At 72.1% G+C, this 16,256-nt stretch carries 13 protein-coding genes and 1 tRNA gene; 8 read left to right on the top strand and 6 right to left on the bottom strand.

Features of this window, described 5'->3' with window-relative positions:
* Positions 1 to 14: 14 nt before the first annotated feature.
* The 3 genes from OG361_RS15210 to OG361_RS15200 form a co-directional block, all read right to left on the bottom strand.
* On the bottom strand, positions 15 to 2,126 hold the full coding sequence (locus OG361_RS15210) for a serine/threonine-protein kinase (RefSeq protein ID WP_405853859.1): 2,112 nt from the start codon (positions 2,124 to 2,126) through the stop codon (positions 15 to 17).
* Between the two features lie 52 nt (positions 2,127 to 2,178).
* On the bottom strand, positions 2,179 to 4,347 hold the full coding sequence (locus tag OG361_RS15205; protein ID WP_405853857.1) for a protein kinase domain-containing protein: 2,169 nt from the start codon (positions 4,345 to 4,347) through the stop codon (positions 2,179 to 2,181).
* A 128-nt stretch (positions 4,348 to 4,475) separates the two neighbouring features.
* On the bottom strand, positions 4,476 to 5,438 hold the full coding sequence (locus OG361_RS15200; RefSeq protein ID WP_405853855.1) for a serine/threonine protein kinase: 963 nt from the start codon (positions 5,436 to 5,438) through the stop codon (positions 4,476 to 4,478).
* A 417-nt stretch (positions 5,439 to 5,855) separates the two neighbouring features.
* Between OG361_RS15200 and OG361_RS15195 the strand changes: the two genes are divergently transcribed.
* The 3 genes from OG361_RS15195 to OG361_RS15185 are packed head-to-tail and all read left to right on the top strand — an operon-like array spanning position 5,856 to position 9,271.
* The gene (locus tag OG361_RS15195; protein WP_405853853.1) at positions 5,856 to 6,227 is read left to right on the top strand and encodes a hypothetical protein; all 372 of its coding nucleotides are present in this window, start codon (positions 5,856 to 5,858) and stop codon (positions 6,225 to 6,227) included.
* A gap of 15 nt (positions 6,228 to 6,242) precedes the next feature.
* A complete protein-coding gene (locus tag OG361_RS15190) occupies positions 6,243 to 8,567 on the top strand; it encodes a hypothetical protein (protein WP_405853851.1) in 2,325 nt (774 codons plus the stop codon).
* 2 nt (positions 8,568 to 8,569) lie between these two features.
* A complete protein-coding gene (locus OG361_RS15185; RefSeq protein ID WP_405853849.1) occupies positions 8,570 to 9,271 on the top strand; it encodes a hypothetical protein in 702 nt (233 codons plus the stop codon).
* Positions 9,272 to 9,388: 117 nt separating this feature from the next.
* Here the strand turns inward: OG361_RS15185 and OG361_RS15180 are convergent, their stop codons facing one another.
* Both OG361_RS15180 and OG361_RS15175 read right to left on the bottom strand, forming a co-directional pair.
* On the bottom strand, positions 9,389 to 9,583 hold the full coding sequence (locus tag OG361_RS15180; protein ID WP_405853847.1) for a hypothetical protein: 195 nt from the start codon (positions 9,581 to 9,583) through the stop codon (positions 9,389 to 9,391).
* Between the two features lie 60 nt (positions 9,584 to 9,643).
* A tRNA-Cys gene (locus tag OG361_RS15175) sits at positions 9,644 to 9,715 on the bottom strand.
* 202 nt (positions 9,716 to 9,917) lie between these two features.
* Between OG361_RS15175 and OG361_RS15170 the strand changes: the two genes are divergently transcribed.
* The 5 genes from OG361_RS15170 to OG361_RS15150 all read left to right on the top strand — a co-directional run bounded on the left by OG361_RS15170 (position 9,918) and on the right by OG361_RS15150 (position 15,038).
* A complete protein-coding gene (locus OG361_RS15170; RefSeq protein WP_405853845.1) occupies positions 9,918 to 11,387 on the top strand; it encodes an MFS transporter in 1,470 nt (489 codons plus the stop codon).
* Positions 11,388 to 11,432: 45 nt separating this feature from the next.
* The gene (locus OG361_RS15165) at positions 11,433 to 11,633 is read left to right on the top strand and encodes a ribbon-helix-helix protein, CopG family (protein ID WP_030221768.1); all 201 of its coding nucleotides are present in this window, start codon (positions 11,433 to 11,435) and stop codon (positions 11,631 to 11,633) included.
* Positions 11,630 to 12,022, top strand: coding sequence for a type II toxin-antitoxin system death-on-curing family toxin (locus OG361_RS15160; protein ID WP_405853843.1), 393 nt, complete (start codon positions 11,630 to 11,632; stop codon positions 12,020 to 12,022). Before OG361_RS15165 ends, OG361_RS15160 begins: the two co-directional genes overlap by 4 nt.
* 104 nt (positions 12,023 to 12,126) lie before the next feature.
* Complete coding sequence (locus OG361_RS15155; protein WP_405853841.1) at positions 12,127 to 13,917, top strand: DEAD/DEAH box helicase; 1,791 nt, start codon at positions 12,127 to 12,129, stop codon at positions 13,915 to 13,917.
* A 479-nt stretch (positions 13,918 to 14,396) separates the two neighbouring features.
* Positions 14,397 to 15,038, top strand: a complete 642-nt coding sequence (locus OG361_RS15150; protein ID WP_384564063.1) for an IclR family transcriptional regulator — start codon at positions 14,397 to 14,399, stop codon at positions 15,036 to 15,038.
* Positions 15,039 to 15,108: 70 nt separating this feature from the next.
* Here OG361_RS15150 and OG361_RS15145 read toward each other — a convergent pair whose 3' ends face one another.
* On the bottom strand, positions 15,109 to 16,188 hold the full coding sequence (locus tag OG361_RS15145) for an ArsR/SmtB family transcription factor (protein WP_405853838.1): 1,080 nt from the start codon (positions 16,186 to 16,188) through the stop codon (positions 15,109 to 15,111).
* Between the last annotated feature and the right edge of the window lie 68 nt (positions 16,189 to 16,256).

Here is a 16,256-nt window from a genome sequence, read left to right as displayed (position 1 = left end):
GACCGGGAGTCGTCTCAGTCGCCGTAGACCGGCATGGCCGCGATCCTGCCGCCACGTGCGATGAAGACGCGGTGGGCGTCGCTGACGAGCTGGTAGGGGCCCTCACCCTGCATCCTCGCGATGAACAGCTTCCCGCCGGTGGTCTTCTTCACCACCCGGACGGCGCTGTCATCGGGTTCGGGCAGCCAGATCGTCGTGCCTTCCACCGCCGGGGCGGTGAGAGTGCCTTCCGGGGTGCCGAATTCGCCCAGTATCTCCGTCCACTCCGTGCTCGGCCTGTCGGAGTCGGCCAGCGTGCTGAGGCGGAAGGCCCAGTAGGCGTCGACGGCGACGACGGTCTCGCCGTCGGCGGTCGGACTGCCGAAGCCAAGCTGCCGGTCGGCGAGGTTGCGGGTGACCTCCTTCCACACGAAGTTGCCCTCGTCGAGGCGTCTGGCCACCAGGCTGGGGCCACCGAGGTAGACGGTGTTGCCGCTGATCGAGGGGGCCTGACCGTGGGTGCCCTGGCCCTTGATCTTCCATGCGGTCTCGCCTGTCGTCGTGTCGACGGCCTCGACCTGTCCGTCCCGGCCGTGGACCACGAGCCGCTTCCCGCCCGTGGCCGCCTTCGCGGGGCCGCCCGTGGAACGCGGTGAGATCATCGGGCGGGTCCAGGCCGTCCTGAGCGTCCAGGCGTCGACGGCGCGCAACTCGTTGTCCTTGGTCGCCAGGTAGACGTGGGTGTCGTCCGCGGCGAGGAGGTCTTCCACGTCGGACTGGGTCTGCCAGACGGGCTTCCCGGTGGAGGCGACGAACGCGTTCAGGACACCGTTCTTGTCGACGCCGACGACGAGCCGGTCGGCGACGGAGACGAATCCGGCGTCCGCGTCGATGTCCTTGGCCCGCCACCGCTCCTTGCCGTCCACGACGGAGAGGGCGAGCAGCCCTCCCGCCTTCGCGGGCACGATCAGCACATCGCGTACGGGCAGCGGGAGCTGATCGCTCGGGGCGGTCACGTCGAGAGGTCCCCACAGTGAGTTCGGGGCTTCGTCCGGCGTGCTGTCGATGAGTGAGATGAAGGCCGCCTCGGGGGTCGCGACGACCGGTGGCACGTCGGCGGTCGGGGACTTCTCCCCATCCCGGTTCAGCCACCAGGCCCCCGCCCCGCCGCCCGCGCCGAGCACGGCCACGCCGACCACCGCCGAGGTGAGGAAGCGGCGCCGGGACGGCCTCGCGCCGGGTACGGCGGTCTCCTCGGGGGCCGCGAGGCGCTTCGTGGCGGTCTCGCGCCGCTTGATGTCCTCGGCGAGCGGGCCCTTGCGCCAGGCGCGGTCGGCGCCCTTCGGCGGGGTGAAGGCCTCGGCGATCTGCGAGGGCGAGGGGCGGAACGCCGGGTCCTTCGCCAGGCACGGGCCGATCAGCTCCGTGAGCTCCGGTGGCACCAGGCTCAGGTCCGGGGTCCCGTGCACGACTTCGTACTGAACCGCCGCCACGTGCGCGCCCTCGAAGGCGCGCCGTCCGCTCGCCGTGTAGGCGAGGACCGCGCCGAGGGAGAAGACGTCCGACGACGGGCCGACGCGCTGCCCGAGTGCCTGCTCCGGGGCCCCGTAGCCCGGGGTGACCGGGATCTGGCCCGTGGTCGTGAGGGTCAGGCCGTGCTCGGGGCGGGCGATGCCGAAGTCGATGATCCGGGGGCCGGTGGAGGTGAGCACGATGTTCGCGGGCTTGAGGTCGCGGTGGATCAGCCCCGCCACGTGGATGTCATGGAGGGTGCGCGCGAGCTGGGCGGCGAGGGCGCGGACCGTGGGCACGTCCATCGGGCCGTACGTACGGACGGCCTCGTCGAGCGTAGGGCCGGCGAGGAACTCGGCGGCGATCCACGGTCGCCCGCCCTCGGTCTGTGCGCCGAGGACCCGCGCCACACCCGTGCTGGTGACGGCCCGCGCCATGTCGGCCTCGCGGACGAACCGCTGGGCGAGGTGCTGGTCGTGGGCGAGCTCGGGGCGGAGGACCTTGACGGCCGCGGGCGTTCCGGCGCCGTCACGGCCGACGTACACCTTGCCCATGCCGCCCTCGCCGAGGACGCCGAGGAGCCGGTACGGGCCGAGCCGGAGCGGGTCGCCGGTGGCGAGGGGCTGCGTGGTCACGAGGCTGCTTTCCAATTCGATGGGGGTCAGGGGGGCGCGTCGGGACGACGGGTCAGGCGAACGGGATGGCGACGACGGACGACGCCCCCGCCCCGATGATCCGGGTCCGCGTCCTGTCGACGACGTACCGGGTCGCGTCCGTCGGGAACACCCAGGCCGAGCGGCGGGTCGCCCGGTCGACCGCGCTCAGACCGCCCTGTACGGGGGAGTAGACGTACTTCGTTCCGACCACCGGGACGCTGCGGAGTTCCGGGGTCAGGCTGCGGCCGGAGGGAGTCTCCTCCCAGAGCTTGGCACCCTTGTCGGCGCTGACGACCACGAGACCGCTGCCGGACACGTTGGCGTGGACGAGGCCGCCCGAGACGGCCGGGAACCCGAAGTCGGAGCCCTTGCCGTGTTCCCAGGCGACGGCGCCGTCGGCGAGGCGCAGCGCCCGGAGGCGGTCACCGCCGACGTACACGTGCCGGTCGTCGATCGCGAGCTGGCCGGGGGAGTAGTACAGGGAGAGTTCGAACGGGACGGTCCGCCGCCACAACTGGCGCCCGGTGCGCACGTCCCGTGCCTGGAGGTCGAAGGACTTGAGGTCGTCGCTGTTCTTGCCGAGGACCAGCAGATTGCCGACCACCTGAGCGAGCCAGGGGCGTGCGTTGCCCCACGCGTACGGCTGCCGCCAGACCTCCTTGCCCGTGCGCAGGTCGACGGAGACCATATGCCGGCCGATCGCCTTGTCCTCCTCCCGGTCGCCGATGCGTGAGGCGGCGAAGATCCGTCCGCCGGACGCGGTGAGGAGCTCCGTGCCGAACTGGGAGCCCTCGAAGCCCTTGAGCTTGATGATCCGGGCCGACTCCTTACCGGTGAGGGGCGCGAGCGTGCGGATCTCCAGGGCGTTGGGGCCGGAGATGGGGCCGTCGGACGTGTAGAAGGACGTTCCGTCCGTGACGATCCGATGCGCACGCGCCATCGAGTCGGTCCACAGTTCGGTGCCCTTCCGCGTGTCGCGCGCCCGGAAGGAAACGGTCTCCGCGAACCCCACGACATCGCCCGCGATCAACGGCGTGATGCGCTCCTCGCGGTCGAAGGCGTCCCCCTTCCACAACGCGGCGGGCGCCCCGTCCGAGGCCGTCTTGGCCGGGATCGCGGTGGGGCCGGTGGGGGCCGGAGTGCCGCCGGTCCCGGTGGTGGTGTCCCGGGAGTTCAGCCACGCCCACACCCCCGCGCCCGCTCCCGCGAGGCCCAGGAGGGAGCCCCCGCCCAGGGTGAGGGCGCGGCGGCGGGAGACCGGGGTGTCCGGGGCGGTCTCCGCGAATGCGGCGCCCGCCGGGGTCGGGAGGCGGTGCGGCGCGTGGAGCCAGACGTCCGTCGCGCGGCGGGCGATGTCGGCGAGGACGAGCGGCGGGAGGTGGTCCGCGAACTCGCCGTGGCCGTCGTGGAGATGGGCGGTCAGATCGGTGGTGGTGGGGCGGGCCGCCGGGTCCTTCGCGAGGCAGGCCGTCAGGAGTGGCAGCAGCGCTTCCGGTACGCCGGTGAGGTCGGGCTCGGCGTAGCGCACGCGGTACAGGAGGTCGGCGGGGGAGCCTGTACCGAAGGGGCCGTGGCCGGTTGCGGCGAAGACGAGCACGCCCGCGAGTGCGAACACGTCGCCCGCCGGGGGGTGTTCCTGGCCGCTCGCCTGCTCCGGCGACATGAACGCGGGCGTGCCGGCCGCCGCTCCCGTACGGGTCAGGTGGTCGTCGCCGGCCGCGCGGGCGATGCCGAAGTCGATGATCTTCGGGCCGTAGGCGGTGACGAGGACGTTCGAGGGCTTCAGGTCGCGGTGGACCACGTCCGAGGAGTGCAGCTGGGCGAGGGCCCCGGCGAGCGCGGCGCCGAGGGCGCGGACGGTCGGTTCGGGGAGCGGGCCGCCGAGCGCGACGGCGTCGTCGAGGGGCGGGCCGAGGACGTACTCGGTGGCCAGCCACGGGGTCTCGGCGAGCGGGTCGGCGTCGACGACGGCCGCGCCGTGGCGCGCGCCGATGATCCGCGCCGCGTCCGTCTCAAGCCGGAAGCGGGCGCGGAAGGCGGGGTCGGTGGCCAGCCGGGCGTGCACGGTCTTGAGCGCGACCGTACGGCCGCCGGGCGTGCGCGCCAGGTAGACCGTGCCCATGCCGCCGGAGCCGAGGCGGGCGAGAAGACGGTACGTGGCGACGGCGGCCGGGTCGTCGTGGGTCAGGGGCGACAGCATGAGGTCAGGTCCGTCGGATCGAGAGCGGGAGTGGGGGAGGGTGCCGGGGTGGCCGGGGGCCGGGTGGCCAGGTGGTCGGTTGGCCGGGGGCCGGGTGGCCAAGTGGCCGGGTCGCCGGGGGGCCGGCGTCAGGTGCGGGCCGGTGTCGCGTGTTCCGCGCGGGCCGCGTGCTCCGGTGCCTCGGGCAGTTCGGCGGCCAGCAGCTCCGCCGACTGGCGGGCGAGCGCGGCGACCACCCGGCCCGGCAGCCAGCCGGGCTTGAGCAGGGTGCCGGCCGAGTTCAGGACCGTCTGGTGCGCGGTCGGCGGTGCCAGTGCGGTCATCAGGGCGGCCGCCGTGGGGCGGTCGGCCGGGTCGCGGGCCAGGCAGGAGGAGACCACCGGGCGCAGGGCGGGCGGGAGTTCCTCGCGTTCGGGCACGGTGTGGCCGGTGGCGGCGTACGCGAGGACGGCGCCGAGCGCGAAGACGTCGCCGGGCGGGCGGGGCCGGCCGCCCGAGGCCTGTTCGGGGGCGAGCGCTCCCGGGTCCAGGCCCGGCAGGCCGGTGCGCGGCTCGCCGTCGGCCGCCGCGGCCCGTACCGCGCCGAAGGAGGTCAGCCTCGGCCCGTCGGCGGTGAGCAGGACGGCGGCGGGGGAGACCCCGGCGTGCGTGAGGCCCTGGGCGTGCGCGGCGCCGAGCGCCTCGGCGAGGGTGGCGCCGATGGCCCGGACGGTGGCCTCGGGCAGCGGGCCGCCGTGGACGGCGAGGGCCACGGGGAGCGGGAGCGCGGGCACGTACGGGCTCGCGTACCAGGCGGAGCCGGCCGGGGCGGTCGGGGCGGTCGAGTCGGACACGTCCGTCACCGGGGCGATCCACGGGCCGAGGAGGTGGCGGGCCGCTACGGCCTCGGCGGTGAACCGCGCCGGATCGGTGCCGGGCAGCGGGGCGCTCAGCAGGACCGTGCGCCCGCCGTCGGGGGTGCGGGCCACGAACCGGTGGCAGGGGACGGCGGAGCCGGGCGGGTCGAGACGGGTGATCAGCCGGTACGGGCCGATCCGCCGGTCCGGAGCCGTCCGCCGCGCGGAGTCCCCCTGCGTGCGCGACCGTTCCACCGGTGACTCCCCCTGTCGTTGCGACCGTCGTTGCGACGTCCCCGGGGCGACCCGGGGCGGGTCGAGCCTACCGAGGCGTTCGGTCGCGGCGGCGGGGCGGGGGAGGGGCGCGGTCCCCGGGGAGGCGTACGGAGAGCGGGTCGGGGCCCGGAACGCCCGGGCTGTCCTGGTTGCGAAGGTGAAGTGAGGGGTGCTCCCGCCGCGAAGAGGTGTGAAGATCTCCTTCTGCGCGGGATTTCCCAGCGGGGAGTGCTCACACGCAGGGCCTTGGGACTACGATCGCCGTGATTTCCGTGGGCAGGGAACTCGCACGGAACTTGCTGAGGCGAAGCCGGAACGATCACCGTCGCGGGGGAGAGCATGTCGTTCGAAGAGGAGTGGGCGTCCGTAAGGTCCACGTCCACGACCAGCGTGAGCATGAGGCTCAACCAGGTCGCCCCGGAGCCCGGTGGCGGGGGCGGCGGGAACGCCGACCTCAGCGTCGACCAGGACAAGCTCGGGGCCATCGGCAGCGCCGCGTACGCGCTGCACGGCCGTCTGGTCAAGGACGGGAACCACGCGCGGACGAACACCACGGAAGCGGCGACGGGAATGTCGAGCAACGGCTTCCAGACGGGATCCGCGATGTCGACGGTGCAGGAGACGTGGAGCTCGCAGCTGAACACGCTGCTCGACGCCTGTGCCAACATCTCCAACCACCTCGACTACAGCGCGGCCTCCCACGCGAAGGAAGAGGAAGACATCCGGGCGTCCCTCGCGGCATCCAAGATCAACGAATACTTCAAGTAGGCCGGGGGCCCTGCTGTGTTGACCTACGACAACGTCTTCCACGCGCCGCTGGACAAGATGAAGGCGGCCGCCGACGACTGGTCGGCGATGAAGGGCAAGCTGGACAAGCTCGCCGAGGACGCCCGGACGACGATGGCCGCGAAGGCCAAGGACGACTACTGGCGCGGCGTGAACGCCGAGGTCACGAAGCCGTTCGTGGACAAGACGGCGAAGGAGTTCGACGACGCCGCCAAGGCCGCCGACGGCATCCACAAGGTCCTTGAGGACGGCTACAACGCCTTCAAGAAGTCGAAGGACGACCTCAAGAAGATCGTCGACACCGAGGCCCCCGCGAAGGGCTTCCGGGTGAACTCCGACGGCACCGTCGAGGCCAGGGAGCCGCTGTCCCAGATCAAGGACCCCGCCGCCCGGCACGACCCCGACTTCCAGGACCTGGTGCGCAAGGAGCGCGCCGACATCCAGGCGATGCAGGACCGCATCAAGGCCATCCTGGAGGTCTGCACCGAGGCCGACGTGGCCTGCTCCAACGCGCTCAAGGCCAACATCACCGGGGACAAGAACAACTTCAGCGGCCCGAAGTACACCAGCCTCGACGCCGAGGAGGCGCAGCGCGCCGTCGACCTGGCCAAGAAGGGCCGGGACATCTCCCACGAGGAGCTGATGCGCCTCAACGAGCTGCTGAAGGACAACAGCGGCTCCAAGGAGTTCTCCCGGAACTTCTACGACGGCCTCGGCCCCAAGGGCTCCCTGGAGTTCTTCGGCCAGCTGTCCACGGACACGTACGACTACTCGAAGGTCGACAAGGAGCGCCTCGCGGACGTCCGGGAGCTCCAGAAGAACCTGGGCCTCAACCTGGCGACGGCCACGCAGGGCGGCGACGCCTGGACCGACAAGTGGTCCACGGACATGCGCAAGCTCGGCACGGAGCGCATCCCGCTCGTCAAGTACGACAACAACCCGGCCTTCGGCTACCAGTTGCTCGGCGGCATCATGCGCTACGGCAACTACGACAAGAACTTCCTGGTCCCGATCGCGGAGCACGTCACCCAGCTCCACGCCAAGGACCCGTACCTCTTCGCCAACAGCAAGCCGATGGGCGGCGGCTGGCTGAAGGACCAGTACAACCCGTCCGGCGTCAACGGCTCGGGCTTTGACCCCATGATCCCGATGCTGGAGGCGCTGGGCCACAGCCCGGACGCGGCCAAGGAGTACTTCTCCAAGGAGCCGACCTCGTACAACAAGGACGGCAGCCTCGGGGGGACGGTCGACCTGGACCCGAAGAAGGACGGGAACCAGAAGGGCTACCTGGACTACTTCCAGAACAAGGAGTACGACTTCTTCCCCGACGTCGAGGGCCACAACCCGGACGACTGGAAGAAGACCGCCGACTACATGCCGGACGCCCTCGGCCACGCCCTGGAGGCGGCGACCACGGGCCACGGCTGGGACGACCCCAACCCCCAGCTGCACCGGGACGAGAAGTCCGCCGAGATCATGAAGCAGGTCATCGACTCCTACGGTTCGAGCACCGAACTGCGGGAGCAGCACAAGGCGATGATGGACAGCCTGGGCAACATGGGCGCGGCCTACATCGACGACCTGAACTACTCGATGATGAACTTCGGCGGCACGGGAGACGCGTACAACCGCGACGAGCTCTTCGGGAACAGCAGCGACGGAAGCAAGCGGACGGACTTCGGGTTCAACTCGTCGCTGGAGTTCATGAAGGCCGTCGCGGGCGACGAGGGGGCCTACAAGAGCATGTCCGCGGCCCAGCAGGTCTTCGAGGCGAGCGGCATCAAGGCGCTGGAGGGGGACCGGGACGACGCGATGGCGTTCGCCAAGAACGGCTCCCTCGTCCACGGTGTCCTCGACGAGTCGCGTGTCACCCAGATCGCCGAGGACTTCAAGGACGACGAGGACAAGAAGAACCTGGCGCTCGAGCAGCAGGCCGAATGGCGGAAGTCCGCGGTCAGCGGCGGTGTCACCGCGATCGTGGGCGTGGGCTCGGCCGTCGTGCTCGGCCCCGCGGCGGGTGTCGTGGCGGCCACCGTCGTGCCGATCATCATGGAGAGCGTCGGTTCGACCGTCAGTACGTCGTACGCGTCCGGCACCCTTGAGTACCTCAAGGAGAACGAGTTCAAGAACGACGACGAGGCACGGACGTCGATCGGCTCCACGAGGGAGGCCGGGCGTGGCAGCGCGATGAACCCGTTGCTGAACTACGCGGACGCCACCGGCATGACGGAGGCCGAGCGGCGTGCGTTCCTCGACGACGCGCGGGGCGCCTACCTGGACGGCGAACAACTCGTCAGCGGCACCGAGCAGAAGGTCAGGTGAGCATGTCGGTCACCAGCAGGTGGGCGGGCAGGAGCGTCGTGGGCAGGAGCGCGGTGGGCAGGAGCGTCGCGGCGCTCGCCGTCGTGCTCTCGGCGGCGGCCTGCGGCGGCGGGGACACCCCGAAGCCGAACGCGACGGATGCCGTGTCGCCGACCGCGCTCAAGACCTGCCAGGAGGTCTTCGGCAAGGCGAACGTCGACGCGGTGCGTGCCGATCTCGGCGACGGGTTCCGCCCGTTCGACCACTCGCTCACGGAGGCGAGGGACGGTCTTGTCGCGGAGGCGCGCGGCTGGGCCGCCGGCAAGGACGATCTCCGGCGCACCACCCACCACCCGTGCGAGATGGAGAGCCGGACCGACGGGTCCACGCTTCGGGTCGGCAGCACGGTCGGGTGGTCGATGTACGACATCGACTTCGTGAGTTCCGGAGAGGGCAGGGACCGCTGGCGCACGGTCGCGGACGGGGTCTACGTGGGCTCCCGGCCCGACAACCGGGGCACGCCGCTCGTCATGCCCTGCACGATCCCGGGCACCGCCGCCGGCCAGGGCAAGGAGCTGCCGCTCCAGGTCTCGGTGAACGACGAGGACCGGAAGGACGACCGGACCGTGTCGACGGAGCAGCTCCTGAAGTCCCTCGCCGAGAGCACGCGCGAGCTCCTCGGCTGCGAGGAGGGGCTCTCCGTCCCCGACGACCTGCTCCCGTGAGGGTGCGGGCCGTCGTGGTTCCCGACTCCCTGCTGCCGTAAGCGGCCGCGGGCACGTCAGCCGTGCCCGCGGTCCGCGGCCGTCCGCCGCGGACCAGTTCAGTCCTCGGCGGACCCGTCAGTCCTCGGCGATCTCCACGGTCGAGGTCAGCTGGGACAGCAGGAGGACCGTGGCGCGGGTGATCAGCGCCGCGAGGAGGAGCGAGAGGACGGCGTCGACGGTCTCCGCGCCCAGGGTGATACCGGGCAGCAGGAGCCCGGCGGCACCCACGCCGACGAGGATGCCCAGTCTGCGTCTGCCGTGATCATTCATGGGCGGACTGTGGCACACGCGAGGTGTGCCGGGGAAGATCCCGCGGATGTACGGAAGGAGAGACCGTGGCGGGATTCGAACCCACGTAACTCGCTTTGCAGGCGAGCCCCTGAACCACTCGGGCACACGGTCGTGTTGTGCACTGGTACGACCGTAGAGCGGGGTGCGGGCGGGGCTCAAGGGTTCCCCGGGTCGTGCCATGCGACTGCAACGCTCCGTTCACAGTCGGGCCCCGACAGACTGCTCCGGTACTCCCGGTCGTACGACCGAAGACCGAGCGTGACCGGGACTCCTGACAGGGGTCATTCAGTGCTACACCTCTTACCCTGGGGTGATGAGCGCCCTCGAACCCCGCGACGCCGACGTCGCCGAAAGCCCCGGACCCCGTGCCGCACACGACGACACCAAGGGGTCCGTCCTCGATGCCGATCACCGGGCGCTCAGCATCGGCATGGTCTCCGTCGTCCTGCTCATCGCCTTCGAGGCGACCGCCGTCGGCACCGCGATGCCCGTCGCCGCCCGCGAGCTGAACGGCGTCTCCGTCTACGCCTTCGCCTTCTCCGCGTACTTCACCACCAGCCTCTTCGCCATGGTCCTGGCCGGCCAGTGGTCCGACCGGAGCGGGCCGCTCGCCCCGCTCGCCGCCGGAATCACCGCCTTCGCCGCCGGACTGCTCCTCTCCGGGACGGCCGGCGCCATGTGGCTGTTCATCGTCGGCCGGGCCGTGCAGGGGCTGGGCGGCGGCCTGGTCATCGTCGCGCTGTACGTGGTGGTCAGCCGGGCGTACGCGGAACACCTCAGGCCCGCGATCATGGCCGCGTTCGCCGCGAGCTGGGTCGTGCCCTCCGTCGTCGGACCGCTCGCCTCCGGGACGATCACCGAGCACCTCGGCTGGCGCTGGGTCTTCGTCGGCATCCCCGTCCTCGTCGTCCTGCCGCTCGCCCTCGCCCTCCCCGCGATACGCCGGACCGCCTCCGGCCCCGCCGACCCGCACGCGCCCGTCGTCCCCTGGGACCGGCGGCGGATCCTGCTGGCGCTCGCCATCTCGGTCGGCGCGGGGCTGCTCCAGTACGCCGGACAGGAGCTGCGCTGGCTCTCCCTGCTCCCGGCCGCGGCGGGCGTCGCGCTCCTCGTGCCCGCCGTCCGCGGGCTGCTCCCGCGCGGCACCGTCCGGGCGGCGCGCGGCCTGCCCTCGGTCATCCTGCTGCGCGGCATCGCCGCCGGGTCCTTCATCGCGGCCGAGTCCTTCGTCCCGCTGATGCTCGTCACCCAGCGCGGCATGAGCGTGACCCTGGCCGGGCTCTCCCTCGCCGTCGGCGGTCTGACCTGGGCGCTCGGCTCGTGGATCCAGTCCCGGCCGTGGACGGAGCCGTACCGCGAACGTCTGGTCGTCCTCGGGATGGTCCTCGTCGCGCTCTCGATCGCGGCGGCGCCGAGCGTGCTGATCGCCGCGGTGCCGGTGTGGGTGGTCGCGGCGGCCTGGGCCTTCGGCTGCCTCGGCATGGGCGCGGTGATCACCTCGACGAGCGTGCTCCTGCTGAAGCTCTCGGCCCCGGAGGAGGCGGGCGCGAACTCGGCCGCCCTCCAGATCTCGGACGGCCTCTCGAACGTCCTGCTCCTCGCCCTCGGCGGCGCGGCCTTCGCGGCCCTCGGCGGCGGCGCGGTGGGCCACGCGGTGGGCTCCCACGCGGCCACGGGCTCCCATCCGGTGGCCTTCGCCGCGGTCTTCCTGCCGATGGCGGGCGTGGCGGCGGTGGGGGCGTGGGTGGCCACGCGGCTGAACGGTGCCGGGGCGCGGGCCTGACATGGTCGGTACCACTCTGGCCCCATCCGGTGGTACCGTTTTGGTATGGCCATGAACCTGCGTCTTCGCGACGACCAGACCGAGGCACTCAAGCTGCGCGCCGAGCAGGAGGGCACGAGCATGCACGCCATACTGCTCCAGGCCGTCGACGACTACCTCGCCCGTACCGCCCAGCAGGCGATCGTACGGAAGACCGCCATGGAGCAGGCCGCCAAGTGGCATGAGCTGATGGAGCGGCTCAAGTGAGCTGCGTCTACCTCTCCGCCGAGGACGTCCTGGTCATCGCCGAGCACGCGGTGGACGACCAGGACGTCGTCGTACGCGACGCGGGACTGCTCGAATCGGCGGTGCACCGGCCGGCCGCCGCCATGTTCGGCGAGGAGGCGTACCCCGACCTCCTCGACAAGGCCGCCGCACTGCTCCAGTCGCTCGCGATCAACCATCCCTTCCTCGACGGGAACAAGCGCACGGCCTGGCTGTCCTGCGTCACCTTCCTCGCCATGAACGGCATCCAGCTCCGCCCCGACATCGACGCGGCGGAGCGCCTGGTCATCGCCGTGGCGACCGGTGAGGCCGACGAGGTGAAGGTCATCTCCCACGGGCTGCGCGAGCTGATCGCCGCCGACGTGAGCTGAATCGCAACCGCACCACCCCCGCCCCGTTTCGTACGAGGTTCCGATCGGGCCGCCGGTAAGGTGGCCCGGTTGTCGTATCTGGACGAGCGTCGAACCCGGAGATCGTGACTACTACCACCACCTCCTCCCATCACCTCTCTCCCGCCTTCCCCGGCCGGGCCCCCTGGGGTACCGCCGGCAAGCTGCGAGCCTGGCAGCAGGGCGCCATGGACAGGTACCTCCAGGAGCAGCCCCGTGACTTCCTCGCCGTCGCCACCCCCGGCGCCGGCAAGACGACCTTCGCCCTGACCCTCGCGTCCTGGCTGCTGCACCACCACGTCGTGCAGCAGATCACCGTCGTCGCGCCCACCGAGCACCTCAAGAAGCAGTGGGCCGCCGCCGCCGCGCGCATAGGGATCAAGCTGGACCCGGACTACAGCGCCGGGCCGCTCAGCAAGGAGTACGACGGGGTCGCCATCACCTACGCCGGAGTCGGAGTCCGGCCCATGCTCCACCGCAACCGCTGCGAGCAGCGCAAGACCCTCGTCATCCTCGACGAGATCCACCACGCCGGAGACTCCAAGTCCTGGGGCGAGGCCTGCCTGGAGGCCTTCGAGCCCGCCACGCGGCGGCTCGCCCTCACCGGCACCCCCTTCCGTTCCGACACCAACCCCATCCCCTTCGTCACGTACGAGGAGGGCAACGACGGGATCCGCAGGTCCTCGGCGGACTACACCTACGGCTACGGCAACGCCCTCGGCGACGGCGTCGTCCGGCCGGTCATCTTCCTCTCCTACAGCGGCAACATGCGCTGGCGCACCAAGGCCGGCGACGAGATCGCCGCCCGCCTGGGCGAGCCGATGACCAAGGACGCCGTCTCGCAGGCCTGGCGCACCGCGCTCGACGCGAAGGGCGACTGGATGCCGAACGTCCTGCGCGCCGCCGACCAGCGCCTCACCGAGGTCAGGAAGTCGATTCCCGACGCCGGCGGTCTGGTGATCGCCAGCGACCAGGAATCGGCCCGCTCGTACGCCAAGCTGATCCGCGAGATCACCGGCACCAAGGCCACCGTCGTCCTCTCCGACGACACCGGCGCCTCGAACCGCATCGACGAGTTCAGCGAGAACACCGACCGCTGGATGGTCGCCGTCCGCATGGTGTCCGAGGGCGTCGACGTCCCGCGTCTCTCGGTCGGCGTGTACGCGACGACCATCTCGACCCCGCTCTTCTTCGCCCAGGCCGTCGGCCGCTTCGTGCGTTCCCGCAGGCGCGGCGAGACCGCCTCCGTGTTCCTTCCGACGATCCCCAGCCTCCTCGGCTTCGCCAACGAGATGGAGGTCGAGCGCGACCACGTCCTCGACAAGCCGAAGAAGCAGGGCGAGGAGGACCCGTACGCCGAGTCCGAGAAGGAGCTCGCCGAGGCCGAGCGTCAGCAGGACGAGGACACCGGCGAGCAGGACATGCTGCCCTTCGAGGCGCTGGAGTCGGACGCGGTCTTCGACCGAGTCCTTTACAACAGCGCCGAGTTCGGCATGCAGGCCCACCCCGGCAGCGCCGAGGAGCAGGACTACCTCGGCATCCCCGGCCTCCTCGAACCCGACCAGGTCCAGCTGCTGCTGCAGAAGCGCCAGGCCCGGCAGATCGCGCACAGCCGCAAGAGGCCGGACGACGAGGCGGACCTCCTGGAGCTTCCCGCCGAGCGGCGCCCTGTCGTTTCCCACAAGGAGCTCCTGGAGCTGCGCAAACAGCTCAACACGATGGTCGGGGCCTACGTCCACCAGAGCGGCAAGCCCCACGGCGTGATCCACACCGAGCTGCGGCGGGTGTGCGGCGGGCCGCCGAGCGCCGAGGCCACCGCCGGCCAGATCCGTGAGCGGATCAAGAAGGTCCAGGAGTGGGCCACCCGCATGCGGTGAGTTCCCGCCGGGGTTGCCCCCCCCGGACGTCAGTGAGGCCCGTACGAGTCCGCTCGTACGGGCCTCACGCATCCCGTGGAGACGGGATCCGGTCCGGCGGCCGGCCCCCACGGTCGGTCTCCGGGCACCTTCCGGCCCAGGGCGTGTGTCGAAGGTCCCGCCTGCCCGGCGGCGCCCGCACGCACGCCCTGGGCGCACGACAAAGCCGATCTTGTCAGCCAAAGTCCTTCGACCGGCCGACGAAAGTCCTGAACCGTCTCTATCCGGTCGTCGGCGCCCGGATTCTGGACGAGGTCTTCCGCTGAGCGGAGCGGGTCGCTACTGTCCCGGCTCAAAAGCAATCGCCCCGTGGCAGCGCCGCCGCGGAGCGCAGCCGGTGTACCCCTTCCTGCCGGCGGCCTCTGACGTGCGTCGCCGACGGGACCGGCGTCGCAATCCCGTGAGAGCCCGCCGCCACTCACTCCGAAGGAGAGGGCGTCGTGACCGCGGAGACCTCCCAGACGCTCGACCGGGGACTCAAAGTCCTCAAACTGCTCGCCGACACCGACCACGGCCTGACGGTCACCGAGTTGTCCAACAAACTCGGTGTCAACCGGACGGTGGTCTACCGCCTGCTGGCGACTCTCGAACAGCACGCCCTCGTCCGCCGCGACCTCGGCGGGCGCGCCCGCGTCGGCCTCGGTGTGCTGCGGCTCGGCCGCCAGGTGCACCCCCTGGTGCGCGAGGCCGCCCTGCCCGCACTGCGCTCGCTCGCCGAGGACATAGGGGCCACGGCCCACCTGACCCTCGTCGACGGGGCCGAGGCGCTCGCCGTCGCGGTCGTCGAACCGACCTGGACCGACTACCACGTCGCCTACCGGGCCGGCTTCCGGCACCCGCTCGACCGGGGCGCGGCCGGCCGCGCGATCCTCGCCGCCCGCCAGGGCTCCCTGATCGAACCCGGCTTCACCCTCACCCACGGCGAACTGGAGGCCGGCGCGAGCGGGGCAGCCGCGCCGCTCGTCGGCGTCACCGGCGTCGAGGGCAGCGTCGGCGTCGTGATGCTCGCGGACGCCGTCCCCGAGCGGGTCGGCCCCCGTGTCGTCGACGCGGCCCGCGAGGTCGCCGACGCGCTGCGCTAGGACGTGTGTCGAAAGTCCCGCCTGCCCGGCGGCGCCGACACACGCCCCAGGACGCGCCCCCAGGGGCGCGTCAGCGGGCTGCTCCGCCGTTCAGGAGCAGCTCCGCCAGGGCCGTACGGGTGTGGTGCACCGAGCGGCCCGTACGGGTGGTGGCGAGGAGGCCCGCCGCGCGGAGGGCCTGGGCGTGGGCCGAGGCCGTCGCGTTGCTGACGCCGAGACGGCGGGCCAGGCCCGTCGTCGTCCTGGCCTCGTCCAGGACGTGGAGCAGTTCGGCCCTGGTCCTGCCGAGGACCCCCGTGAGGGCCTCCTCGGAAGTGCCACCGCCGTTCGGGGCGAGCGGCAGGCCCCGGCCCGCCGGGTAGGCCAGGACCACCGGGCGGCCCGGCTGGTCCTGGACCAGGGGGCCGCCCCGCCAGTGGAAGGTCGGCAGGAGCACGAGCCCCCGCCCGTCGAGCCACACGTCCCGGCCGCCCGGGCCGCCGGGACTGCCGGAGCCGTCTGAGCCGTCCGAGCCGGCAGGTCCGGCCGGTTCATCCGCTTCCCCCGGGATGCCCAGGCCGCTCGGTCCCCCCGAGGCTCCCGGTCCGCCCTGCCACTCCCATACCCCGGCCCGGAGCCGCGAGCCCGGGGCCGAGGCTGTCAGGGCGGCGCCGAGGCCCTGTTCCGCGGCGATCAGGGCGTGCCGGGTGAACTCCGCCCGGTGCAGGTCCTGGACCAGCGGCCACACCGGTGCCAGGACCGTCTCGTACGCCGCCCGCTGGGCGCGGTCCAGCCTGCGCCAGGCGCCGTCGTCCCCGTCGTGCAGGGCCCGGATCCAGGGCGGTACGGGGCGCCGGCCCGCGTACACCCGCTCCAGCTCGGACCGGACGGACTCCGGGCCGCTCGCGCGGATCAGTGCGAAGCCCTCCTCCCGCGTCCCGCCCAGGACGTCCAGGAAGTACGGGGCCACCCCGCCCGGCACCAGCTCCGCGAGCGGCTCGGCCGCCCCCGGCAGGGCGCGCGAGAGCCTGCCCCGCCACCGTCCGAAGAGCAGCTCCTCGTGCGGGGCGCCCAGCATCAGGAGCGCCGCATGCAGCTCCGGCACGGGCGACGGCCGGGGCGCGAACCGCACCCGGCCGAGATCGTCCGCGGTGAAGTGGATGCGCAGCACCTGTCCAACTCCTCGACTTCCGCCAGCCTTTCGGGCACGGCCTGAACCTTCGCGCGTGCCCGCCGCCC

It is taken from the genome of Streptomyces sp. NBC_00090 (assembly GCF_045160815.1).
Lineage (GTDB): Bacteria > Actinomycetota > Actinomycetes > Streptomycetales > Streptomycetaceae > Streptomyces.
This window is presented reverse-complemented; position numbering and strand designations above follow the sequence as displayed.

Excerpts from the sequence above, each read along its gene's own strand:
- OG361_RS15185 (WP_405853849.1), top strand. The coding sequence starts at position 8,570 with ATGTCGGTCACCAGCAGGTGGGCGGGCAGGAGCGTCGTGGGCAGGAGC.
- OG361_RS15170 (WP_405853845.1), top strand. The coding sequence starts at position 9,918 with ATGAGCGCCCTCGAACCCCGCGACGCCGACGTCGCCGAAAGCCCCGGA.
- OG361_RS15195 (WP_405853853.1), top strand. The coding sequence starts at position 5,856 with ATGAGGCTCAACCAGGTCGCCCCGGAGCCCGGTGGCGGGGGCGGCGGG.
- OG361_RS15180 (WP_405853847.1), bottom strand. The coding sequence starts at position 9,583 with ATGAATGATCACGGCAGACGCAGACTGGGCATCCTCGTCGGCGTGGGT.
- OG361_RS15205 (WP_405853857.1), bottom strand. The coding sequence starts at position 4,347 with ATGCTGTCGCCCCTGACCCACGACGACCCGGCCGCCGTCGCCACGTAC.
- OG361_RS15165 (WP_030221768.1), top strand. The coding sequence starts at position 11,433 with ATGGCCATGAACCTGCGTCTTCGCGACGACCAGACCGAGGCACTCAAG.